Below are 22654 nucleotides of genomic sequence, written 5' to 3'. Positions count from 1 at the left end.
GGAGGCGTCGTCGTATGGAGTGGGTTCAGGCCGCGCTGGCGGCGAATTTCTCGTAGTAGAAATTGGCCGGCGCAATGCCCTGTTCACGGATGAACTGGCTGACCGCTTCGACCATCGGCGGCGGGCCGCACAGGTACAGATCTACGTCGCCATCATTGAGGTGCCTGGGTTCGATGTGCTGGGTCACGTAGCCCTTGCGCGGGTGCTGGCTATCGGGGCTGGCCACGCAGGCGCTGTAGGTGAAGTTGGGGATGCGGGCGGCGAAGGCTTCCAGGCGGTCGAGTTCCACCAGGTCGAAGTCGTGGGTCACGCCGTAGATCAGGTGCAGCGGGTGTTCACTGCCCTGCTCGGCGATCTTCTCCAGCATCGCGGTGAACGGCGCCAGCCCGGTACCGCCCGCCAGCAGCAACAACGGCCGGCGGATATCGCGCAGATAGAAACTGCCCAGGGGCCCGGCCAGGCTCATGCTGTCGCCGGCCTTGGCCATGCCGGTGAGGAAGCTGCTCATCAGGCCGCCGGGCACGTTGCGAATCAGGAAGCTGACTTCACCGTCGCGCTGCAACGAGCTGAACGAATAGGCGCGGGTCTGCTCGCTGCCGGGAATGCCCAGGTTCACATACTGGCCTGGCAGGAACGCCAGCTTGCTCAAGGACTCGCCCTTGATCGACAGGGCAATGGTGCTGTCGGACAACTGGCGCACGGCGCTGATGGTAGCGTCATAGCTGGCCTGGCTGGTGCGGCAGACCTCCGAGGACACCGGCACCCGCACCACGCAATCGCTCTTGGCGCGCATCTGGCAGGTCAGGACATAACCTTGCCCGGCTTCTTCGGGGCTTAAGGCGTCTTCGATGTACTCATCGCCCAGGTCGTAGCTGCCCGCTTCGGCAAAACACTTGCAGGTGCCGCAGGCGCCGTCACGGCAGTCCAGCGGAATATTGATGCCCTGGCGGTACGCGGCATCGGCCACGGTTTCGCCGGCATTGGCGTCGATGAACCGGGTGACGCCGTCTTCGAAGTTGAACGCAATGGAATGGGTCATGACGGCAGCCTCACAAGTGGTAAACATCGATGACCTGGCGAACGTAGTCGTTCTTCAGGATCACTTTCTTGGCCTTGATCAGCGGGTTTTCACCGCGTACGTCAAGGGTGTAGAAACTGCTGCCGAAATAGCTGTCGACGGTCTTGTAGCGAAAGCTCAGGGTGTGCCAGTTGAAGCGCACCTTGCACAGGCCGTCGGCTTGTTCCAGCAGCTCGATGTTGCTGATGTTGTGGGACGTGCGGGTGTCCGGCACGGTGGCACTGGAACGCTCGGTCTTGATGCGGAAGATGCGGTCTTCGAGGCCGGTGCGGTTGCCGTACCAGATCAGCGAGATTTCCCGCTGCGGGTCTTCGGTCAGTTCGTCGTTGTCGTCCCAGGACGGCATCCAGTAGGTCGCGCCGGGGGCATACAGTTCCAGCCACTCGTCCCACTGGCGGTCATCGAGGTAACGCGCTTCGCGGTAGAGGAAATCGCGCACCGCTTCATAGGAAATCGTCATAACACATCCTCCACGGCGATCAGTTTCGACTGCTCGGCCGCCAGGGCCTTGAGCATGGTCTGCTGCCAATACTTGTGTTGCAGCACGAACAGGCCTTCGTCTTCGGTGCGCACGCCGCTGAGCAGCGGGTGCAGGTCGATTTCCTTGGCCGCGTCATCAGCGCCTTCGATCCAGTGTTCGGCGCCACGGGACATGTCGTTCCAGGTGGTGACGCTGCCCTGGTAGCTGGTCTGGCAGGAGCGGAACTCTTCCAGGTCGTCCGGCGTGGCCATGCCGCTGACGTTGAAGAAGTCTTCGTACTGACGAATCCGGCTCGAACGCGCGTGATCGCTTTCGCCCTTGGGGGCGATGCAGTAGATGGTGATTTCGGTGCGGTTGACCGAGATCGGCCGGGCGATACGGATCTGCGAGCTGAACTGGTCCATCAGGTAGACGTTGGGGTACAGGCACAGGTTGCGCGAGTTCTCGATCATCCAGTCGGCGCGGGCCTTGCCGAAGTCTTGCGCCAGCTCATCGCGACGCTCGTACAGCGGACGGTCCTCGGGGTTGGCCCAGCGGGTCCAGAGCAGCATGTGGCCCTTGTCGAAGGAATAGAAACCACCGCCCTGCTTGGCCCAGCTGCCGGCGCTCATGGTCGGGTTGGTGTCACCGGCTTCACGCTGTTTGCGCTGGTTCTGGGTGGCAGCATAGTTCCAGTGCACGGAGCTGACGTGGTAACCGTCGGCACCGTTTTCGGCGGTGAGTTTCCAGTTGCCTTCGTAGATGTAGCTGGAAGAACCGCGCAGCACTTCCAGGCCGTCGGTGGACTGGTCGACGATCATGTCGATGATCTTCGCCGACTCGCCCAGGTGCTCGACCAACGGCAACACATCGGCCTTGAGGCTGCCGAACAGGAAGCCGCGATAGGATTCAAAGCGCGCGACTTTGGTCAGGTCGTGGGAGCCTTCGCAGTTGAAGCTCGACGGGTAGCCGGCGTTGGCCGGGTCCTTGACCTTGAGCAGCTTGCCGGAGTTGTTGAACGTCCAGCCGTGGAACGGGCAGGTGTACGAGCTTTTGTTGCCGGACTTGTGCCGGCACAGGGTCGCGCCGCGATGACTGCAGGCGTTGATGAAGGCGTTGAGCACACCGTCCTTGTTGCGCGCGATGAAGATCGACTGGCGCCCCATGGTGGTGGTGTAGAAATCGTTGATGTTGGGGATCTGGCTTTCGTGCGCCAGGTAAAGCCAGTTGCCTTCGAAGATGTGTTCCATCTCCAGATCGAACAACCGGGGGTCGGTGAACATCTCGCGTTTGCAGCGATAGAGGCCCTGCTCTGGATCGTCTTCAAGCAGGGATTGCAAATATTCGGGTCGCAGGGTCATGGCCGCCGCCTCCATTGTTATTGTCCAGGCAGGGGTCATGCTAGGACGGGGCGATGGGGCGGACTATCCGCGGGGTGCAGACCTTTATCCGTTTTGTGCAGGGGCTTGGGATGGACACCGCCCCCTTGTAGGAGCTGGCTTGCCAGCGAAAGCGGTGGGTCAGGCAACTTCAATGTCGCCTGATACGCCGCCTTCGCTGGCAAGCCAGCTCCTCCTAGGATCAGGTTGACTCAGTGGCGGCGCTTGAGGGTGTCGGACGGCAACTCGCCGAACTGCTTGCGGTAGCTGTCGGAGAACCGGCCCAGGTGCAGGAAGCCGTAGTCCATCGCCACTTCGGTGACGTTGCGCACGTTGCAGGTCGGGTCGCTCAGGCAGGCGTTGATGCGTTCCAGGCGTTTCTGGCGCAGGTAGTTTTTCGGCGTCAGGCCGGCGTTGCGTTCGAACAGGCCATACAACGAGCGCAAGCTCATGTGCGCCTGGCGCGCCAGCTCTTCGCTGTCGATGTCCTGCTTGAGGTTATTGGCGATGTAGTCGGCAATCGCCTCGAAGGTAGCCGTCTGCGAGCCCAGTTCAAGGCGACAGACGTTGGTCTTCATCAGACTGAGCATCTTGCTGACGATGATTTGCGTGTAATGCTCCTGCACCCTGGGGATCTGCTCGCTGGATTCGGCCTCCTGGCAGATCATCGCCAGCAGGTTGACGAAGCCTTCCAGTTCATTGAGCTGATAACGGTTTTCCAGGAACCGCACGCCCTGCCCCGGATAGCGCCAGCGCTGCTCATCGCAGACGGACTCAAACAAACGGGTGGGGACTTTGAGGATGAATTTTTCGCAATCGGCGGAATATGTCAGGTCCACCGGATCGTCGGGGTTGATCAGCAACAGTTCGCCGGGGGCGAAGTAGTGCTCCTGGCCGTGACCGCGCCACAGGCAGTTGCCGCGCAGCAGCACTTGCAGGTGGTAAATGCTCTCCAGCGCGCCGGAGGTCACCCGCACACTGGCGCCGTAGCTGATGCGGCACAGGTCGAGACTGGCGAATTTACGATGATCGAGGCTGGCCAAAGGGCGGCCGGCACGGGGCATGAGGATGCAGTGGTTACCGACGTGCTGATTGACGTAGCCGGACACCGCGTAGGGGTCGGCCTGGTCGAATACTCTGCTGCGCTGACTCAACAGTTGAGTTTGCATCATCGGGTCACTCTCGTTGTTATTATGGTTTGCGTCGGGACATTCTAGAACACTGGGTCATTCGCTCGGGATAATCCAGACCGTTAACCAGAAACCCCTTGTGGGAGCGGGCTTGCTCGCGAAGGCGGAGTGACAGTCAACATAAGTGTTGAATGTTAAACCGCCTTCGCGAGCAAGCCCGCTCCCACAAGGGGGGTTGCTATCAGTCTTCCAGTGCGCGAACCCGCTCGTGGCGCTGCTGCTCTTCAGGCTGGGCGGTCGACTGCAGGGTGAAATCGAACTCGATTTCGGCAAAACGACCGCTCACACCATGGGCCGCCGCGCGCTGTTGATCGTCGCTGAAAGTGATCTTGGCGATCAGCTCGTCACGGGTGGCGTAGGCGAAATCGTCATGCAGGTATTTCTCACCATCCAGGTTGATCTGGGTGGTCAGGTGGCGATGGTCCGGCGCGGAAATGAAGAAGTGCACGTGCGCCGGGCGCTGGCCATGACGGCCCAGTTGATCGAGCAGTTGCTGGGTCGGACCGTCCGGTGGGCAGCCATAACCCGACGGCACGATGCTGCGGAAACGGTAGCGGCCTTCGGCGTCGGTGACGATGCGGCGACGCAGGTTGAATTCCGATTGCGTAGGGTCGAAGTACGAGTAGGTACCACCGGTGTTGGCGTGCCACACGTCGACCACGGCACCGGCCAGGGGCTCGCCAGCGGTGTTGAACACGCGGCCTTGCATGAACAGGGTCACACCCGGGTCGACGCCGTCATCCAGGCGGGCTTCGCCTTGGGACAGCGGTGCACCGGCCACGTACAGCGGGCCTTCGATGGTGCGCGGGGTGCCGCCGGACTTGCCGGCCTGCTCGTCTTCGGCGTCCATCAACAGGTCAAGATAGTGCTCAAGGCCAAGACCGGCCACCACCAGCCCGGCTTCCTGGCGCGCACCCAGCACGTTCAGGTAGTTGACCGCTTTCCAGAACTCTTCCGGGGTCACGGCCAGGTCTTCGATGATGTTCACCGAGTCACGCAGGATGCGGTAGATCAAGGCCTTGGTGCGTGGGCTGCCGGCATCGTTGTGCAGGCCGCTGGCCTCTTCGAGAAATTTCTGGACTTCGGCAGTGTGGGAAATCTTTACGTTCATCAGGGGTTCCTCATCTTGTAATTATTAGCGTAGCGCTGGACAGGCTGGGCTCAGCGGTCGTCGTCACGGATGGAAGAAGGATGCCGGCACATCGCGTCGATCTCGATGGCCATGTACGGAAACAGCGGCAGTTGCATCAGCAGGTCATGCAGCTCCTGGACGCTGTCTACATCGAACACGCTGTAGTTGGCATAGTGCCCGGCGATGCGCCACAGATGACGCCACTTGCCCTGCTCCTGCAGGCGCTGGGCCAGGGCCTTTTCGTCGGCCTTGAGCCTGGCCGCCGCTTCGGGATTCATGTCGACCGGCAGGTTCACGGTCATTTTTACGTGGAACAGCATAATGCTCTCCTCAGGCTTGATGAATAGTCTTGTCGCGACGGAAGAACGCCAGGCGCTCCTCATCCAGGCTCAGGCCCAGGCCTGGCGTGTTGGGGACATGCAGTTCGAAATCGCGATAGACCAGCGGCTCGCTGAGGATGTCCTCGGTCAGCAGCAGCGGGCCGAACAGCTCGGTGTCCCACGCCAGTTTGTTCAGGGTGACAAAGGCATGGGCCGAGGCCATGGTGCCGATTCCGCCTTCGAGCATGGTGCCGCCGTACAGGGCGATCCCGGCCGCTTCGGCGATCGAGGCGGTGCGCAACACGGCGCGTGGGCCGCCGTTCTTGGCGATCTTCAGGGCAAACACCGAGGCCGCGCCTTCGCGTGCCAGGTTGAAGGCATCTTCCACGCACTCGATGGATTCGTCGGCCATGATCGGCGCCGGGCTCATGGCATTCAGGCGTGCCATGCCCGCGCGGTTGTTGCGCGAGATCGGCTGTTCGATCAGGTCGATGCCATTGGTGCCCAGGATTCGGCAGGCACGCAAGGCCACCGCTTCGTCCCAGGCCTGGTTGACGTCGACCCGAACGCTCGCGCGATCGCCGAGGGCTTTCTTGATCGCGATCACATGGGCAAGGTCGCGATTGACCTCGCCGGCACCGATCTTCAGCTTGAAGATGCGGTGGCGGCGCAGGTCGAGCATTTTTTCCGCTTCGGCGATGTCCTTCTCGGTGTCGCCGCTGGCCAGGGTCCAGGCCACGGGCAGCGAGTCACGCACGCGGCCGCCCAGCAACTGGCTGACCGGCAGGCCCAGGCGTTTGCCCAGGGCGTCGAGCAGTGCGGTTTCGATACCGGATTTGGCGAAGGTGTTGCCACGGATGCTGCGCTCGAGGCGCAACATCGCGGCATTCACATTGCTGCTGTCCTGGCCGATCAGCAAAGGCGCGAAGTGTTTGTCGATGTTGGTCTTGATGCTGTCGGGGCTTTCGTTGCCATAGGCCAGGCCACCGATGGTGGTGGATTCACCGATGCCTTCGATGCCATCGGCACAGCGCACGCGAATCACCACCAGGGTCTGGTTCTGCATGGTGTGCATCGCCAGCTTGTGCGGGCGGATGGTCGGCAGATCGACGATGATCGTCTCGATCGATTCAATGGCTGTAGCAAGCATTTCGATACCCGTCAGGTTCTTGAAGTTCTGAGCCCGATTCTCATACGGCTTTTTCCGGGCGGCCAATATAGAATTGGTCTGGCTTGATACCTTCAAGGTATGCAACCGCTGAAGATCCGGAGGCTCCATGGAACTGCGTCACCTGCGTTACTTTCAGGTGTTGGCTCAAACCCTCAATTTCACCCGCGCCGCCGAACGGCTGCACATCGCCCAGCCGCCCTTGAGTCGACAAATCCAGCAACTGGAAGATGAACTGGGGGTGATGCTGCTCGAGCGCGGCCGGCCGCTGAAGCTGACCGACGCAGGGCGGTTTTTCCATGAGCACTCCACCGCCCTGCTCGACCAGTTGCACAAGGTCTGCGACAACACGCGACGCATTGGCCTGGGGGAAAAGACCTGGCTGGGTATCGGCTTTGCGCCATCGACGCTGTACGGCGTGCTGCCGCAATTGATTCGCCGCTTGCGCAGCGGCGAGCCGCTGGAGCTGGAACTCGGGCTGTCGGAGATGACCACGCTGCAGCAGGTCCAGGCGCTCAAGGCCGGGCGCATCGACGTCGGTTTCGGCCGCATCCGCATCGACGACCCGGCCATCGTCCAGACCGTGCTCACCGAAGACCGCCTGGTGGCCGCCCTGCCCGCCGGTCACCCGTTGCTGGCGGGCCCTGTCAGCCTGCGCGACCTGGCCAAGGAGCCCTTCGTGCTGTACCCCGGCAACCCGCGCCCCAGCTACGCCGACCACGTGATCGCGCTGTTCGAATCCTATGGGGTGAGCATCCATGTGGCGCAATGGACCAACGAGCTGCAGACGGCGATCGGGCTGGTGGGGGCCGGGATAGGCATCACCCTGGTGCCGGCCTCGGTGCAGTTGCTGCACCGCGACGACATCGGTTTCACCCCGCTGCTGGAAGACAACGCCACCTCGCCGATCATTCTCAGTCGGCGGGTGGGTGACGTGTCACCGGGGTTGAACCATTGTTTGCGGGTGATCGACGAACTATTGCCACATACGATCACGCGCCGTGTTTAACCGGCGAATGCCCGGCGCCCGGCGCTCATCTCGGTGCGCAGTTCACCGATGAAGTCGGAGATGGCCCGCATGCTGGTCAACTGCTCGGTCGATACGCCAGCAAGCATCAGCTTGACTTGCCCGCTGGCGGGATCAAAGACCTCGATCCGCAGCAGCCCACCGCTCTCCGTGCATTGACAGGCCAGGGGCTTAAAACCGGACTCCAGAATGTTGCAAAGGGCTGAAATGGCGACCATGGCCGTTGCCTCCGTGGCGGGTTGATCAGAACGGATCCAATCAGAATAGATGCGTTTGGCCAAATGTGCGCCAGTCCATTAGTGTTATCCACTTCATCAATGACTGTTGTCTTTCCAGATCCAGTTCCAGATCCCCGGTAATTGCGCCGGCTGTGAACTGTCGCGCAGCGTGCGCGCCATGGCGGCCCGTTGCAGCGCGGCGGTGTCGTCGTAAAACGCCATCGGGGCGACGCTCACCCCTGTCGCCCGTGCACTGTCGAGCAGGATCTGCAGGTACTCGCGGGCATGCCGGGCGGTGTAGCGATTGAGGTCGTGGAAAGTCACCACCACCGGAATCACCCCATCCACCACCGGTAGCTCGCCGCGGGCAATGCGCTCGCGCACCTCGGACATCGAACGCAGCATATGGGCGCGCCGCCGGGGGCTGGCGTTGAAGCCCCAGATCTTGCCGTCGTTGGCGCTCAGGTCGGTCAGCAGCACATGCAGGCCATGCTGCTGGTAGGCGGCGAACGTGCGTTTGTCGTAGCTCCAGAATGGCGGGCGCAACAGGGTCGGCGGCGCGCCGGTGATCGCGGCGATGTCGGCACACCCCTCGTTGAGCGCCTGCTCCAGTTCCTGATCGTCGAGGGAGCGATGATTGGTGTGCGAAGGCGTGGCCGTGTGGAATGCCAGGATGTGCCCGGCATCACGTTCGCGGTGCATGACCGCCCGCCCGATGTCACTGGCGCCGGCCCGTGGGGCGCGGGTCTGGACGAAAAATACCGCCTTGATCCCGGGTTGCACGGGATTGATCGCCAGGCTGTCGAGCACGGTCTCGGTCGGGTTCCAGAAACTCGAGGCGCTGGGCCCGTCGTCGAACGTCAGCAGAAAGCGGATCGGTGGTTGCGCGCGCAACGCCTGTTCGGTTTGCGACGTCATTTCAATGGGGGCGGCAATACAGCCCAGCAGACCGACTGCCAGGGCGCACACCGATAGAACCTTGAGCAGCTGTTTCATGTTTTGCCTTGAGCCAGAACTGCCCGCACAGAGCGGCGGGCCGAGGTTGGATAAGGTACAGAGTGTTTGGTTCCGGTGCTCGCCCGGGCGTTGGCACAGTTCGCCAGGGCCAGCCAGCGATGGCGGCGTTACGGCCACCATCGCATCGCCAGCAAGCCGGCTCCTACAGCGCTCGGCTGAACGCAGATTGTTCAAACATCTATGCTCAACAATCCAGCAAGAGGGTTCGATCGATGTGTGGACGATTGTCGCAATACCGGGGCATCCACGATTTCGTGGCGGTGCTGAGCATTCCCGATGCCTTGCTCAACCAGGTCGGCGATCAGCCGCTGGGGCGCTACAACGCCGCGCCTACCGCCCAGCTCGCGCTGTTGCACCTGGAGAACGACGGCCTGCACGCCGACTCGCAGCGCTGGGGCTGGCGACCGCACTGGGCGAAGGATCGGGCGGCGCCGATCAATGCGCGGGTGGAGAAAGTCGCCCACGGCCCGTTCTTTCGAGCGATCTGGCCCCATCGCGCCATCTGCCCGGTGGACAACTGGTTCGAATGGGTCGATGCCGGGGACGGCACCCGGCAACCCTGGCTGATTCGCCGACGCGACCAGGGGCCGATCTTCTGTGCGGCGATCGGGCAATTCCCGATGGGCGGTGCAGCCCCGAGGGACGACGACGGCTTTGTCATCATCACCGCCGACAGCGCGGGCGGCATGCTGGACGTGCATGATCGTCGACCGGTGGTGTTCAACGCCGAACTGGCGCGGGAATGGCTGGACCCGGCGACGCCCAGGGAACGTGCCGAGCAGATGGCGCTGCTACAGGGCGAAGACAGTGGCGCTTTTGAGTGGTACCGGGTCGACAAGGCGGTGGGCAATGTCAGGAATCAGGGGCCCGGATTGATTGACGCTTTGAAGGAATAACACCTGTAAAATCATGGCACTTTGATGCTTCCACCGCTTGTCAGACAACGTCATGGTCTTACATACATTTGTCGGCGCTGCCGCTAGGATTCGCGCCGTATTGCCGAGTGGCATACCAATTGACCAAAGAGTCAACAACTAAGGAAATCCCATACATCAAGCCTTGCAGAGAACTCAATTGCGCGACGATTTTACAATTGATCAAGTCGCGAGTCTGGCGTGCATTTATCTTACAAAGACAGAGCACTACCAACTCGACTGTTTCATCGGGCAATACATACAGACCCGTAACTTGCTTTCCATTCCCAATATCAAAGAAGTCCTGAGTTCAATACTCGAAAGCTATCCGGGCAAGCCCCCGGTGATGGTCAACGAACTGAACGCCTGGATTGACAGGAAGCTGGGTTATCGGGCCACGCACCCTGATTTCCCGCCGCTGCTGGAATAAACGCAACCCTGTAGGAGCGGGCTTGCTCGCGATGGTCGTCAACGATGACGCGGGGTACCAGATGCCCCGCGGCGATCTCGAGTTTTTCGCGAGCAAGCTCTCTCCTACACAGTTGCAGTGTTCGCAGGTTTCTTAGAACTTGCGGTCAGGTTCCGACAAATCCTTGCCATCATCGGGATGTTTCCAGTCCGGAGTCGAACGCTTCTGCTGTTCGATTTCTTCTTCCGTCGGTTCATCCTCGTCTACATCCGGACGCGGTTGTTTTTGCTCTGTTGCCATGTGCTCACCTCTCTTCCTGAAAAGGGATCGGTCATCAACTTCAAGCGTAGAACAATTTCCCGCGCCCGACTTACAGCCACCAACGCAGCAAAAAGAAAAAGCCCATGCTCAACAACATGCTGAGCAGGGTGTTGCGGGTGTACAGCACCAGGCCGACGGCCACCAGCGAACTGATCAGGTAGGGGTTGTCCCATTGCAGGTTCAGTTGCTTGTCCGGCATGAACACGATCGGCCCGCAGATCGCGGTCAGCATGCCCGGCACGGCGAAGCCGAGGAACTGCCGGGCATTGCTGCTCAGGCGCACCGGCAGACGCGGTTCGAGGAACACATAGCGGTTGAGAAACACCAGCACGCCCATGCCGAAAATAACTGCCCAGACCATCATGTGCGTGCTCCATGGAATTTGTTGCAGATAAACCCGGCGGTCATGCCGGCCAGCCCCGACAGCACCAGGGCCGAGCCCCATTGCCAGTAGCTGAACAGCACCGAGCAGAACAGCGAGACCGCGACGCAGACCACGGTCGGCACGTTGCGCACCACCGGGGTGATCAGGGCGATGAAGGTGGCCGCGATGGAGAAGTCCAGCCCCAGGTGTTCCAGGCCCGGAATGCTGCTGCCCAGCACGATGCCCGCCAGGGTGAAGAGGTTCCAGGCGATGTAGAACGTCAGGCCCACACCCAGGGCGTACCAGCGATTGAACTGTTGCCTGTCGTGCTGGCTGACCAGGGCGAACAGTTCATCGGTGAGCAAGAAGCCCAGGCCCGCGCGCCAGCGCCCCGGCAACGGCGAGATCACCGAACGCAGGCTCATGCCGTAGAGCAGATGCTGGGAGGTCAGCAGCAAAGTGGTCAGCAGGATCGAAAAGATCCCGGCCCCGCCCTTGAGCATGCCGATCGCCACCAATTGCGCGGCGCCGGCGAACACGATGCTCGACAAGCCCTGGCCTTGCAGGGGTGTGAGGTTGGCTTCAATGGCCATGGACCCGGCCAGTAAGCCCCAGGGGGCCGTCGCCAGGGATAACGGCATGATCGCCACGGCGCCACGTAAAAACGCGCTGCGCGGCATGAGTGAGTTGGACATAACGCTCTGCAACCAGGGAAAGACCGCAGACTTTGCCAGCAGTCACGGCCGATGGCTTGAACAATCTTGCGCACTTTTGCCGTACATCGCGCGGCGGCGTCGTTAAACATGACGATGCCGCATTTTCCTGATTGACAAACCACCCGCCGGCTTTTAAAACTGGGCGCCTCATTCAGGGTGTAAACAAAGATGTCCGCAACCTTCAATCTCGACGCTTGTGTCGTTGGCTTGACTGCCAAGGCCCAGGCTCGTGTTGCGCGCACCCTCAAATCGAAGAAACAGTCGCTCATGTGACCGGGGCGCGCTGTCCCGTCAGATGAGCTGACAGGACATTGAGCGCGACGGACCACCCGCCCCTTGCTTACCTCCTCCTGCCCTTCTGACGGTGACGAAATCGGTCAACCATCAGGAGAAAGTGCATGTCATCGTTCCAAGGTATCTGGGTTCCCCTCGTTACGCCGTTCCACCATGGCGCCATCGATTTCATCGGCTTGCGCCGGCTGGTCAGCCATCTGCTGGAAAGCGGCGTCGACGGCCTGATTGTCTGTGGCACCACCGGCGAGCCGGCGGCCATGGGCAAGCACGAGCAGCTGGCGGTGCTCGATGCGGTGCTGGAGCAGGTGCCGGCCGAGCAGGTCGTGATGGGCTTGGCCGGCAACAACCTGATCGAGCTGCTGCACTTTCAGCAGGAGATTCTCAAGCGCCCGGTGGCCGGCCTGCTGGTGCCGCCGCCGTATTACATCCGGCCGTCCCAGGCCGGGCTCGAAGCATTTTTCCAGACGGTCGCCGATGCCTCCAGCGTGCCGCTGATCCTGTACGACATCCCCTACCGCACTGGCGTGACCTTCGACCAGGGGACCTTGCTGAACATCGTCGCCCATGAGCGCATCGTCGCGATCAAGGACTGTGGCGGCAACCTGAACAACACCCTGGCATTGCTGGCCTGCGGCAAGGTCGACGTGCTGTGCGGTGAAGACAACCAGGTCTTCAATGCCCTGTGCCTGGGCGCCACCGGCGTGATTGCCGCATCGGCGCATGTCCATCCCGATCGTTTCGTGACCTTGTACCGACAAGTTCGCGACCACCAGCTGGCGGCCGCCCGTGCCACGTTCTTCCAGCTGCTGCCGCTGATCCAGAGCCTGTTCATCGAACCCAATCCCGCGCCGGTGAAAACCGCGCTGGCCCTGCAAGGCTTGATCGGCGATGAGCTGCGCGCGCCGATGCAACGCAGCAGCGAGGCCATGGTCACGCGTTTGAAGGAGGTGCTCGGCGCGCTGGCCAGCGACAATCGATAGAGCGCCAGGCAGTATCATGGCGCGATTGAACTGCCGCGCCAGGAGGTCGACATGCTCTACCGAATCGCCGCCGACGGCCTGGTGCTGTTGCACCTGGCGTTCATTGTGTTCGTGGTGGGCGGCGGGCTGCTGGTCCTCAAATGGCCGCGCCTGATGCTGTGGCACCTGCCCGCCGCCACCTGGGGCGTGGCGGTGGAGCTGTTCCACCTGCCCTGCCCGCTGACACGCTGGGAAAACAGCATGCGCCAGGCCGCAGGGGAAACGGGCTACGGCGCTGGCTTCATCGAACACTACGTGTGGCCGATCATTTACCCGGCAGGGCTGACGCCGGCCATCCAGCTCGGACTGGGCGGTGCGGTACTGCTGGTTAACGTACTGGTCTATCTTCGATTGATCCGGCACAGGAAACGCCGACTGTAACGCCTACGGCAAACACGAGGACCCGGTCCATGCTGTCGACTGAAGACCTGACGCTGCTGCAAGCGATCCGCGAGACCGGCAGCCTGTCGCGGGCCGCCGCCTACCTCGGCAAGGCGCCCTCGACGGTGTCCTATGCCGCGCGGCAACTGGAAGAACGCTTCGATGCCCTGCTGTTCGATCGCCGGCGCTACCGCCTGCAACTCACCCCGGCGGGTGAATTGCTGGTCAACGAGGCGGCGCGCCTGATGCAGGACGTAGCTACCCAGGCACCGGGTTGGCTCGTTACTGAGCAATGGCTCGCTGGTTGAAAAGCAGATGGCGGACCCGCGCGAGCCGAACATCCTGTATGCCGGCTGGCGCGGTGATCACGACGGGCGTGCTTTGGGCTGGTGGCTGGAAAAGCTCAAGCAATCCTACCTGTGCACCCGGCTGGTACAGGGCAGCGACCGCTTTGCCTGAGCCTCAGTTGGCAATCACGCTCATGTTGCGCCCGCTGGCCTTGGCCACGTACAGCGCCTTGTCGGCCGCCCCGATCAGCTCGCCGGTCTGGGCTTGCGACGCCGGATCGTACCCGCAGACCCCCACGCTGACCGTGACCTTGCCATCCGGACTTTCACTGTGCGGCAAGCTGGCGGCCTGCACCGCATGGCGGATTTTCTCCGCCAGCAGGAAAGCGCCGACGTAGTCAGTCCCCGGCAGCACCACGGCAAACTCCTCGCCACCAAAACGCGCAGCCAGATCGCCAGGGCGCTTGATGTGCTCGGTAATGATCCCGGCGATCTTGCGCAGGCACTCATCGCCGGCCAGGTGGCCATAACGATCGTTGAAAGGCTTGAAGTGATCGACATCGATCATCAGCAGCGCCAGTCCCGACACGTTGTGGCGGGCGCGGCTCATTTCCGCCTGGATGAACAGGTCGAACTGGCGTCGATTGGCCAGGCCCGTGAGCGCGTCCTCCAGCGCCAGCAACTCAAGGTTGCGATTGAGCTCCAGCAGCCGCTCCTGGGTGCCAAGCAACTCGCCCTGGATGCGGTCCTGCTTCTTCATCAACCGGATCAGGCGATAGCCGAGCACCCCCAGTCCCCCGAGCAGCAACGCGACGATGCCCGCACTGAGCAAGGACTCCTGGCGCCAGCTGGCCAAGACTTCATCCTTGTTCAGCGCGGTAAAGACGATCAGCGGATACCCCTCGACCCGGCGAAAGCCCACGACTCGCTCGACGCCATCCACGATCGATCGCATCGTTGCCGTCCCCGAACTGCCCTGTGGCAACAGCCGGGTGAACAAGGGGCTCCTGGCCAGGCTGGTGCCGATCTCCGCCTCGTGGAACGGCCGGCGCACGACGATGCTGGCATCGTCGGCGATCAGGTTGATCACGCCGTTCTTGCCCATGTCGATGCCGTCGTAAAGCTGCAGGAAATGGCTGAGGTAGATCGTGGCCAGGGCCACGCCGGCAAAACGGCCGTCCGGATAATTGATCCGCCGTGACACCGTCATGATCCATTCGCCGCTGGAGCGGCTCTTGATCGATGGGCCGATGTGCGGGCCGCGGTCGGGATGGTCGCGATGATAGATGAAGTACTCACGGTCGGAGTTGTTCGCGCCCCCCACCTCGGCACCATTGGAGTTGGCGATCCATTTGCCGGTTTCGTCATAGACGAACAGCCCATGGAGCTGACGCAACTCACTGCGCTGGGCGCGCAGCAAGCGTTGCAGGCGATCGAGCCGGCCCTGTTCGATGCCGTCGTTCTCCAGGCGATCGACCAGGGTGAACAGCAGCGTGTCGGCTTGCTTGATCGACGCCTGCGCCTGGGAGGCCAGGGTCTGCGCAAGGTTGGACATCGCCACTTCCTTGTCATGCAGATGGTACTGGCGCGAGCTCCAGGTTTCCCAGCTCACGATCACTACCATCGACAGGCAGACGGCGATCAAGAGGGTCACGGCAGAACGGGTCTTGAGCCTGGCGAACCCCTGCCGGTTTTGTTCTGTCCGATCGTGAATGGACGGATGCCTCATGACGTTCGCTCCTTGAATCGAATTGAAAGGCCTTGCCTGCTGCTCCATGGGTCTATTGCGCTGCCCGCTTCAGTGAGTCCAGCCAGGCCGGGTCCAGTCGCGTCTGGAGGGTGTCGATTCCCAGCGCTTGCATCCGCGCCTCGTGCTGCTGCATTTCCCGGTGTAACTGCGCATCATCGCTGGAGTTACCGTCCAGTTGATGCATCTGGCTCAATCCCAGGTGATAGAAGCGCAACAGCTTCATGGCGTCCGGATCCCCCGCCTCCACGGCGGCCTTGAGGTGGTGCATGACGTTGGTGATGCTCATCAGGCTGCGCTTGAGCTGCCAGCTGTAGACCGCCGGCGCCATCCATTCCTGGTGCCAGAACAGCTTGCGCATCAACCCGGCCATGATCAATACCGCGGCAAACACTCCGCCGATGTTGAAGCGCAGGTTGTCCCCGCCGGGCTCGCCGAACAAAGTCACTGCCGCGGTGGACAGGGCCATGGCCAGCGCCAGGAAGATCAGCGCGATCATCACCGTGCTGCGCCGCGTCCGTTGCCGATAGTCGTCGGCGTTCATCGGCTGGATTTCGAACATGACGTCGGGATTCCTTGGCTTCAATGGTAAAAAGGCTCGCAGGACAAAAAGACCGCGGGTCATTATCGCCTCTGCGACGGATTTAGCTATGCTGGGGCTCCTTTTCATCTATACATCATCAAAAGGAGGACGTGGCGAGACCGCGCAGTTCGTGCCATCTTCTTTCATGGATACTCTCTATTCGGATGCCATTCGTTGTTTGCGCGTGAATGACATCGTTTTAAGGATCATTGAATGACCCAACGACAAGTAATCAATGCTTCGGTCAGCCCGAAAGGCAGCCTGGAAACACTCTCTCAACGGGAAGTCCAGCAACTGAGCGAAGCCGGATCCGGCAGCACCTACGACATCTTCCGCCAGTGCGCTCTGGCCATCCTCAACACCGGCGCCCACGTCGATAACGCCAAGACCATCCTCGAAGCCTACAAGGACTTCGAAATCCGCATCCACCAGCAAGACCGCGGCGTACGCCTGGAACTGCTGAACGCCCCGGCCGACGCCTTCGTCGACGGTGAAATGATTGCCAGCACCCGTGAAATGCTGTTCAGCGCCCTGCGCGACATCGTCTACACCGAAAACGAACTCGACAGCCAACGCATCGACCTGAGCACCTCCCAGGGCATCAGCGACTACGTCTTCCACCTGCTGCGCAACGCCCGCACCCTGCGCCCCGGCGTCGAGCCAAAGATCGTGGTGTGCTGGGGCGGTCACTCGATCAACACCGAAGAATACAAATACACCAAGAAAGTCGGCCACGAACTGGGCCTGCGCAGCCTGGACGTGTGCACCGGTTGCGGCCCCGGCGTGATGAAAGGCCCGATGAAAGGCGCCACCATCGCCCATGCCAAGCAGCGCATCCACGGCGGGCGTTACCTGGGCCTGACTGAACCCGGGATCATCGCTGCCGAAGCACCGAACCCGATCGTCAACGAACTGGTGATCCTGCCGGACATCGAGAAGCGCCTGGAAGCCTTCGTCCGCGTCGGCCACGGCATCATCATCTTCCCCGGCGGTGCCGGTACCGCCGAAGAGTTCCTGTACCTGCTCGGCATCCTGATGCATCCGGACAACCAGGGCCTGCCCTTCCCGGTCATCCTTACCGGGCCGAAACATGCCGCGCCCTACCTCGAACAGCTCGACGCGTTCGTCGGCGCCACCCTGGGCGAGGCCGCCAAGAAGCACTACCAGATCATCATCGACAATCCGGCGGAAGTCGCCCGGCAGATGACCCAGGGCCTCAAGGCGGTCAAACAGTTCCGTCGCGAACGCAACGACGCGTTCCATTTCAACTGGCTGCTGAAGATCGACGAAGGTTTCCAGCGCCCCTTCGACCCGACCCACGAAAACATGGCCAACCTCAAGCTGAGCCGCGACCTGCCGGCCCACGAACTGGCCGCTAACCTGCGCCGCGCGTTCTCCGGCATCGTCGCCGGCAACGTCAAGGACAAGGGCATCCGCCTGATCGAAAAACACGGCCCGTACCAGATCCGTGGTGACGCGGCCGTCATGCAGCCGCTGGACCAACTGCTCAAGGCCTTCGTCGCACAGCACCGGATGAAACTGCCGGGTGGGGCGGCTTATGTGCCGTGTTATCGAGTGGTTGCGTGATCAAGTTGATGTAAATAGTTAAACGCGAGCCGAAGCCAAATGCTTCGGCTTGTTGTTTGCGCAGATACGCAAATCTGTAGGAGCCGGCTTACTGGCGATTGCGATGGTGAAGCTGATGCCGCCTTCGCTGGCAAGCCAGCTCCTACAGAATGTATGGTTGGCTTTGAGGCAGATACAAGAGGATCGACCGATGGACCACGTCAACCACATCCTGATCGTCGACGACGACCGTGAAATTCGCGAACTGGTCGGCAACTACCTGAAGAAAAACGGCCTGCGCACCACCGTGGTTCCCGACGGCCGGCACATGCGCAGCTTCCTCGAAAGCAACCAGGTCGACCTGATCGTGCTCGACATCATGCTCCCCGGCGACGACGGCCTGGTCCTGTGCCGCGAACTGCGCGCAGGCAAGCACAAGGCCACGCCGATCCTGATGCTCACCGCACGCAATGACGAAACCGACCGCATCCTCGGTCTGGAAATGGGCGCCGACGACTACCTGACCAAGCCCTTCGCCGCCCGTGAACTACTGGCACGGATCAATGCCGTGCTGCGCCGCACCCGCATGCTGCCGCCCAACCTGCTGATCAGCGAAAGCGGGCGGATGCTCGGCTTCGGTCGCTGGCGCCTGGACACCACCTCCCGTCACCTGCTGGACGAAGACGACACCCTGGTGGCCCTCAGTGGCGCCGAATACCGGCTGCTGCGGGTATTCCTCGATCATCCGCAACGGGTGCTCAGTCGCGACCAGTTGCTCAACCTGACCCAGGGCCGCGACGCCGACCTGTTCGACCGCTCGATCGACTTGCTGGTCAGCCGCCTGCGCCAACGGCTCAAGGACGACTCCCGGGAACCGACCTACATCAAGACCGTGCGCAGCGAAGGCTACGTATTCTCCTACCCGGTGGAAATGCTCGATGCGCACAGTTGATGGGGATCTTTGCGCAGGTTTGTATCCGTTTGTATAGAAACCCGGTCTGGATACGCACAAGCCCATTTCGGACCGTTCAGGCACACATCAGCGATACACCGAAATATCAGCGCTACTGATCGCGGTTTCCAAAACAACAGATATCCATTGTGGGAGCGAGCTTGCTCGCGATGACGGCGTGTCAGTCAACATCATTATCGACTGACCGGTCCCCATCGCGAGCAAGCTCGCTCCCACAGTTTTTACGAAGATCAACGTTCTCGATAACGACTATGCGCAAGGGTGTTTTTTCATCGCGATGCTCCAGCCCTACAGTGGCCACATCTTCTTCCCACGCTCTGGAGCATCATCATGAAAAGCATCATCGGTATCGGCTTCGCCCTTGCGGTTCTTGGCAGCACTGGCGCCATCGCCGCCCCACACGCCACCTCGCCCATCGTTGCAGCGGTGAAAGTCAGCCAACCGGCCTCACAGAATATGAACACCGTCAGCGCTGACCACAAAGACAAACTCTACGTCGCGGAAAACCGTCCTGAGTTCGGCTCCAAATATCAGCGTTATTGATCAACGGCCTTGGGCTGCCTGAAACAGGAAACCCCGCCAAATGCGGGGTTTCTTCATTTGCGCAACCTTTACGGCGATGCCAGACGCGCGGCCAACGCCTTGGCCTGACTGGCCACGTCCGTCACGGCGGTGCTCTCCCACCACATCCCGCGCAATGGTGGCCCCATGGCAAACAAGCGGCTGGCAGCCTGGCCATCGGCATCCAGCACCGCGCCGTCGACCTTTGCGGCGATGCCGAGTGCCAGGTGTCCCGGCTGGATCAGCCCGCGCGCCAGCAGTTGCCGGGGCAGCGGTCGAGCCACCCGACGCCAGTCGTATTCGATGCCGCTGGAGTTGATCAACGCCGCGCCACTGACCACCACCGTTTGCGCTTCACCCCGACGGCGGATACGAATACTCACTCCTTTACCCAAAGAAGGTTCCAGCCCTTTGAACGACGCCGCCTGAATCCGCAACCGCCCTTCCCCGTGCAAGCGCTCCACCAGCTCGGCGCTCAGCGGCGGCGAGCGATGGTGATGGCTTTCCCACCACGGCCGGACATGCCTGACGAACTGACGGCGTTGCACGTCGTTGGCCTGGTTCCACAAGCGCCCGATGTGCGCCCGCACCGTGTCCAGTGGGGCCTGCCAATCGATGCCCTGGTCGATGGCGTCGCGGCAATGTCGGCGCAATTCACGTACCAGCTGTCGCGGCGTGCGAATGCTCGGGTCCTCGGCGAGGAAATCGACCCAGGCCGGTGGCTGGCGCCGCACATGGGGCAGCAGGCCGTGACGGGAAAACACTTCGATCGGCCCGCGATGACCGGCCTGTTCCAGCGACACCACGGCATCGACCATGGTCAGGCCCGAGCCGATGATCAGCACCGTCGACTGCGGATCGAGCTGCTGCATCGCCGCCACATCCCACGGGTCGAGTGCCGCCGCGTTCAAGCCACTGGACTCAGTCTGCGGCGTGCGCGCAGCCGGGAACATGCCCGTCGCGAGCACCGCAAAAGAGCCTTGCAGTCGCTGGCCGTCGCTCAAGGTCAAGTGCACTGACTGCGGATCGGTTTGCAGATCAACCACCTCGGCGCGCACATGCTCGACCGTTGAGCCGCTCAATGCCCCCACCGCTTGCGCCTCGGCCAGGCGTTGCTGCACATACAGGCCGAAAATCCCCCGAGGTGGGAACAGTTCACTGATGGGTACATGCTGCTCATCCGACTCCGGCCAGCCACCGGCCGCAATGTAGTCGGTCAGCCACTGGGTCAGGTCATCGGCGTTGTCCGGGTCGACGCTCATGCGCGCCGCGTTGCCGTTGAGCGTATGCCCCAGCTCCACGGCGCTGTAGGCCTCGCCGCGCCCCAGCTCGGCGCGCGGTTCGATCACCAGCACCTGGCGCTTGCCCGGCAGGCGCAACAACTGCGCCGCCAGCATCGCGCCGCTGAGGCCGCCGCCGATGATCAGGATGTCTGCGTGACGGATGGCGTCAGTTGCCTGTCCGTTTCGGGTTTCACTCATGCCGTTCTCGCTGATCAGTGTTTATCCTCGACGATAATAGGCGCCAAACCCATGGAAGGCTCATCGGGCAGTACCAAAGTAGGATGCGTCGGTCGAGGTCATGGATGTTCAACCCACAGGCGTCGGCGCCAGGAGCCTCGGTCCAATGTGGGAGCGGGCTTGCTCGCGAAGAGGCCGGCACATCCAACATCGTTTTCGTCTGTCACACCGCTTTCGCGAGCAAGCCCGCTCCCACAGGGGGTTTGAGGCGACCACAGAATTTGTGAACGACTCAGAACCTGTAGGAGCCGGCTTGCTGGCGATGGCTCGGCCCCCCACAGTCCCGGCGACTGGCCAACAGTCAGATCACCACGTTACGCACAAACCGCACCGCCACCGGCCCATCGTTGCGATAGGAGTGGGGCTGGTTACTGGCGAACATGAAGAACTCGCCAGCGGCGATCTTGTGCGGCACCTCGCCGACCATCACCGTCAGGCAGCCTTCGAAGACGTAGAACTGTTCGCTCCAGCCATCGGCGTCCGGCTCCGAGGGGTAAAGCTCGCCCGGTTCGAGGCGCCATTCCCAGAGTTCGACTTCACGGCTGGCGTTGGCCTTGGCCAGCAGCACCGCTTTGCTGCCGGGGATCGTACCGGCCCAGGCCAGCTCGTTGATGCGGCTGTGGTCGCGCACATCGGGGGCCTGGATCAGGTCGCTGAAGGCCACATCCAGTGCTTCGGCCACCCGGTCAAGGGTGGTCAGGCTGACGTTCTTTTCGCCGGCCTCGATGGCCACCAGCATCCGCCGGCTGACCCCGGATTTTTCCGCCAACGCGGTCTGGCTCATGTCGGCGGCATGGCGCAACCGACGAATGTTCTGGCTGACGTGCTGCAGGACCGAAGCCCGGGGCGAGGAATCTTTGTGCACTATATTGCTCACTTAGTGGTGTTGCGCAGTATACTGCCCAACTTGCGACGCATTGTGCGTCCCCCTCATATAGTGTGCAAGATCATGACGTCGGCGAACTCCTCCCAGGCTTCCTCCCGTTTCCTGCGGCTCAGCAAGGCCGAATGCGTGCTGGTGCTGATCACCATGGTCTGGGGTGGCACCTTTTTGCTGGTCCAGCATGCGATGACCGTCAGCGGCCCGATGTTTTTTGTCGGCCTGCGCTTTGCCGCCGCCGCGATCATCGTCGCCCTGTTCTCCTGGCGCAGCCTGCGCCAATTGACCCTGTTCGAACTCAAGGCCGGGGCCTTTATCGGCGTGGCGATCATGCTCGGTTACGGCTTGCAGACGGTGGGGTTGCAGAGCATCCCCAGCAGCCAGTCGGCATTCATCACCGCGTTGTACGTACCCTTTGTGCCGCTGCTGCAATGGCTGGTGCTGGGGCGTCGTCCGGGGCTGATGCCCAGCATCGGGATCATGCTGGCCTTTACCGGCTTGATGTTGCTGTCGGGGCCTTCCGGCGCGGCGCTGAACTTCAGCCCCGGTGAAATTGCGACGTTGATCAGCGCCATTGCCATTGCGGCGGAGATCATCTTGATCAGCAACTTTGCCGGCCAGGTCGATGTGAAACGGGTGACGGTGGTGCAATTGGCGGTGACGTCGCTGCTGTCGTTCCTGATGGTGGTGCCGACCCAGGAACACATTCCGGACTTCTCCTGGCTGCTGTTGTGCAGTGCGCTGGGATTGGGCGCGGCGAGTGCGGCGATCCAGGTGGCGATGAACTGGGCGCAGAAGAGTGTTTCGCCGACACGGGCAACCTTGATCTATGCCGGCGAGCCGGTGTGGGCCGGAATTGTCGGGCGGATCGCCGGGGAGCGGCTGCCCGCGATTGCGTTGCTCGGTGCGGGGTTGATCGTGGCGGCGGTGATTGTCAGTGAGTTGAAGACCAAGGGTAAGGCCGTTGTTATTGAGGAAGAGTTGGAGCGGGAAACCCAGGGTTGAACCGCAATAGTTGCGGCGTTTGATAAACAGCTTTCGCGAGCAAGCCCGCTCCCACATTTGGAACGCGTTTCACCTGTGGGAGCGGGCTTGCTCGCGAAGGGGCCAGACCTGCTGATTACCACCCT

Annotated in this window: 26 protein-coding genes and 1 pseudogene; 11 read left to right on the top strand and 16 right to left on the bottom strand. The window is 61.8% G+C overall.

Annotated elements, in window-relative coordinates; translation table 11 throughout:
• Positions 1 to 25: 25 nt before the first annotated feature.
• From benC to DKB71_RS12635, 7 genes are all read right to left on the bottom strand, one after another.
• Positions 26 to 1039 (bottom strand): benzoate 1,2-dioxygenase electron transfer component BenC, encoded by a 1014-nt coding sequence (gene benC, locus DKB71_RS12665; protein WP_408600594.1) that lies wholly within the window; start codon positions 1037 to 1039, stop codon positions 26 to 28.
• Positions 1040 to 1049: 10 nt separating this feature from the next.
• The gene (benB, locus tag DKB71_RS12660) at positions 1050 to 1538 is read right to left on the bottom strand and encodes a benzoate 1,2-dioxygenase small subunit (protein ID WP_408600593.1); all 489 of its coding nucleotides are present in this window, start codon (positions 1536 to 1538) and stop codon (positions 1050 to 1052) included.
• On the bottom strand, positions 1535 to 2899 hold the full coding sequence (gene benA, locus DKB71_RS12655; protein WP_323608056.1) for a benzoate 1,2-dioxygenase large subunit: 1365 nt from the start codon (positions 2897 to 2899) through the stop codon (positions 1535 to 1537). The genes benB and benA overlap by 4 nt, the downstream gene beginning before the upstream one ends.
• Positions 2900 to 3129: 230 nt before the next feature.
• Complete coding sequence (locus tag DKB71_RS12650; RefSeq protein ID WP_274077412.1) at positions 3130 to 4089, bottom strand: AraC family transcriptional regulator; 960 nt, start codon at positions 4087 to 4089, stop codon at positions 3130 to 3132.
• Positions 4090 to 4288: 199 nt separating this feature from the next.
• Complete coding sequence (gene catA, locus DKB71_RS12645) at positions 4289 to 5218, bottom strand: catechol 1,2-dioxygenase (protein ID WP_406592443.1); 930 nt, start codon at positions 5216 to 5218, stop codon at positions 4289 to 4291.
• Positions 5219 to 5268: 50 nt separating this feature from the next.
• Entirely contained in the window at positions 5269 to 5559 is a 291-nt protein-coding gene (gene catC, locus DKB71_RS12640) for a muconolactone Delta-isomerase (RefSeq protein WP_007978984.1), read from the bottom strand.
• A 10-nt stretch (positions 5560 to 5569) separates the two neighbouring features.
• Entirely contained in the window at positions 5570 to 6709 is a 1140-nt protein-coding gene (locus DKB71_RS12635; RefSeq protein WP_408600592.1) for a muconate cycloisomerase family protein, read from the bottom strand.
• A gap of 127 nt (positions 6710 to 6836) precedes the next feature.
• Between DKB71_RS12635 and DKB71_RS12630 the strand changes: the two genes are divergently transcribed.
• Complete coding sequence (locus tag DKB71_RS12630; RefSeq protein ID WP_408600591.1) at positions 6837 to 7736, top strand: LysR family transcriptional regulator; 900 nt, start codon at positions 6837 to 6839, stop codon at positions 7734 to 7736.
• On the opposite strand, the gene DKB71_RS12625 is transcribed toward DKB71_RS12630, so the two are convergent.
• Both DKB71_RS12625 and DKB71_RS12620 read right to left on the bottom strand, forming a co-directional pair.
• Positions 7733 to 7972, bottom strand: a complete 240-nt coding sequence (locus tag DKB71_RS12625; RefSeq protein WP_323628289.1) for a DUF1652 domain-containing protein — start codon at positions 7970 to 7972, stop codon at positions 7733 to 7735. The genes DKB71_RS12630 and DKB71_RS12625 overlap by 4 nt on opposite strands.
• A 96-nt stretch (positions 7973 to 8068) precedes the next feature.
• Positions 8069 to 8968, bottom strand: a complete 900-nt coding sequence (locus tag DKB71_RS12620; protein WP_408600590.1) for a polysaccharide deacetylase family protein — start codon at positions 8966 to 8968, stop codon at positions 8069 to 8071.
• Between the two features lie 233 nt (positions 8969 to 9201).
• Here DKB71_RS12620 and DKB71_RS12615 point away from each other — a divergent pair, with 233 nt between their 5' ends.
• Both DKB71_RS12615 and DKB71_RS12610 read left to right on the top strand, forming a co-directional pair.
• A complete protein-coding gene (locus tag DKB71_RS12615; RefSeq protein ID WP_408600589.1) occupies positions 9202 to 9885 on the top strand; it encodes an SOS response-associated peptidase in 684 nt (227 codons plus the stop codon).
• A 178-nt stretch (positions 9886 to 10063) separates the two neighbouring features.
• Positions 10064 to 10333: a hypothetical protein gene (locus DKB71_RS12610; RefSeq protein WP_274077420.1), complete on the top strand. Its 270-nt coding sequence runs from the start codon at positions 10064 to 10066 to the stop codon at positions 10331 to 10333.
• A gap of 132 nt (positions 10334 to 10465) precedes the next feature.
• Here DKB71_RS12610 and DKB71_RS12605 read toward each other — a convergent pair whose 3' ends face one another.
• The 3 genes from DKB71_RS12605 to DKB71_RS12595 form a co-directional block, all read right to left on the bottom strand.
• Positions 10466 to 10612 (bottom strand): hypothetical protein, encoded by a 147-nt coding sequence (locus tag DKB71_RS12605; protein WP_323608052.1) that lies wholly within the window; start codon positions 10610 to 10612, stop codon positions 10466 to 10468.
• Positions 10613 to 10682: 70 nt separating this feature from the next.
• Positions 10683 to 10994: an AzlD domain-containing protein gene (locus tag DKB71_RS12600; RefSeq protein WP_175649005.1), complete on the bottom strand. Its 312-nt coding sequence runs from the start codon at positions 10992 to 10994 to the stop codon at positions 10683 to 10685.
• Entirely contained in the window at positions 10994 to 11692 is a 699-nt protein-coding gene (locus DKB71_RS12595; RefSeq protein WP_274077422.1) for an AzlC family ABC transporter permease, read from the bottom strand. The genes DKB71_RS12600 and DKB71_RS12595 overlap by 1 nt, the downstream gene beginning before the upstream one ends.
• A 419-nt stretch (positions 11693 to 12111) precedes the next feature.
• On the opposite strand from DKB71_RS12595, the gene dapA reads away from it, so the two are divergent.
• From dapA to DKB71_RS12580, 3 genes and pseudogenes are all read left to right on the top strand, one after another.
• On the top strand, positions 12112 to 12987 hold the full coding sequence (gene dapA / locus DKB71_RS12590; RefSeq protein WP_408600588.1) for a 4-hydroxy-tetrahydrodipicolinate synthase: 876 nt from the start codon (positions 12112 to 12114) through the stop codon (positions 12985 to 12987).
• Between the two features lie 51 nt (positions 12988 to 13038).
• Positions 13039 to 13407 carry a DUF2784 domain-containing protein gene (locus DKB71_RS12585; protein ID WP_323628286.1) on the top strand — a complete coding sequence of 123 codons (369 nt, stop codon included), beginning with the start codon at positions 13039 to 13041 and terminating at the stop codon, positions 13405 to 13407.
• 29 nt (positions 13408 to 13436) lie between these two features.
• Positions 13437 to 13866 (top strand): annotated as a pseudogene (locus DKB71_RS12580) (LysR family transcriptional regulator).
• A gap of 3 nt (positions 13867 to 13869) precedes the next feature.
• Here the strand turns inward: DKB71_RS12580 and DKB71_RS12575 are convergent.
• Together DKB71_RS12575 and DKB71_RS12570 are read right to left on the bottom strand one after the other, a co-directional pair.
• On the bottom strand, positions 13870 to 15423 hold the full coding sequence (locus DKB71_RS12575; protein WP_408600587.1) for a sensor domain-containing diguanylate cyclase: 1554 nt from the start codon (positions 15421 to 15423) through the stop codon (positions 13870 to 13872).
• 52 nt (positions 15424 to 15475) lie between these two features.
• Positions 15476 to 16003, bottom strand: coding sequence for a DUF3087 family protein (locus DKB71_RS12570; RefSeq protein WP_323628283.1), 528 nt, complete (start codon positions 16001 to 16003; stop codon positions 15476 to 15478).
• Here DKB71_RS12570 and DKB71_RS12565 point away from each other — a divergent pair.
• The 4 genes from DKB71_RS12565 to DKB71_RS12550 all read left to right on the top strand — a co-directional run bounded on the left by DKB71_RS12565 (position 16002) and on the right by DKB71_RS12550 (position 19106).
• Positions 16002 to 16241 carry a hypothetical protein gene (locus DKB71_RS12565; RefSeq protein WP_274077433.1) on the top strand — a complete coding sequence of 80 codons (240 nt, stop codon included), beginning with the start codon at positions 16002 to 16004 and terminating at the stop codon, positions 16239 to 16241. The two genes, DKB71_RS12570 and DKB71_RS12565, sit on opposite strands and share 2 nt — an antisense overlap.
• A complete protein-coding gene (gene ppnN, locus DKB71_RS12560) occupies positions 16238 to 17611 on the top strand; it encodes a nucleotide 5'-monophosphate nucleosidase PpnN (protein ID WP_323608044.1) in 1374 nt (457 codons plus the stop codon). Before DKB71_RS12565 ends, ppnN begins: the two co-directional genes overlap by 4 nt.
• 190 nt (positions 17612 to 17801) lie before the next feature.
• Positions 17802 to 18542 carry a response regulator gene (locus tag DKB71_RS12555; RefSeq protein ID WP_408600586.1) on the top strand — a complete coding sequence of 247 codons (741 nt, stop codon included), beginning with the start codon at positions 17802 to 17804 and terminating at the stop codon, positions 18540 to 18542.
• Positions 18543 to 18893: 351 nt separating this feature from the next.
• Positions 18894 to 19106 (top strand): hypothetical protein, encoded by a 213-nt coding sequence (locus tag DKB71_RS12550; RefSeq protein ID WP_274077436.1) that lies wholly within the window; start codon positions 18894 to 18896, stop codon positions 19104 to 19106.
• Between the two features lie 68 nt (positions 19107 to 19174).
• Here DKB71_RS12550 and DKB71_RS12545 read toward each other — a convergent pair whose 3' ends face one another.
• Both DKB71_RS12545 and DKB71_RS12540 read right to left on the bottom strand, forming a co-directional pair.
• Positions 19175 to 20605 (bottom strand): FAD/NAD(P)-binding protein, encoded by a 1431-nt coding sequence (locus DKB71_RS12545; protein ID WP_408600585.1) that lies wholly within the window; start codon positions 20603 to 20605, stop codon positions 19175 to 19177.
• Between the two features lie 340 nt (positions 20606 to 20945).
• The gene (locus tag DKB71_RS12540; RefSeq protein ID WP_408600584.1) at positions 20946 to 21509 is read right to left on the bottom strand and encodes a helix-turn-helix domain-containing protein; all 564 of its coding nucleotides are present in this window, start codon (positions 21507 to 21509) and stop codon (positions 20946 to 20948) included.
• On the opposite strand from DKB71_RS12540, the gene DKB71_RS12535 reads away from it, so the two are divergent.
• A complete protein-coding gene (locus tag DKB71_RS12535) occupies positions 21504 to 22529 on the top strand; it encodes a DMT family transporter (RefSeq protein WP_323628279.1) in 1026 nt (341 codons plus the stop codon). The two genes, DKB71_RS12540 and DKB71_RS12535, sit on opposite strands and share 6 nt — an antisense overlap.
• Positions 22530 to 22654: the final 125 nt, after the last annotated feature.

The organism is Pseudomonas sp. PLMAX (assembly GCF_046042685.1).
Classification (GTDB): Bacteria; Pseudomonadota; Gammaproteobacteria; order Pseudomonadales; family Pseudomonadaceae; genus Aquipseudomonas; species Aquipseudomonas putida_AE.
This window is presented reverse-complemented; position numbering and strand designations above follow the sequence as displayed.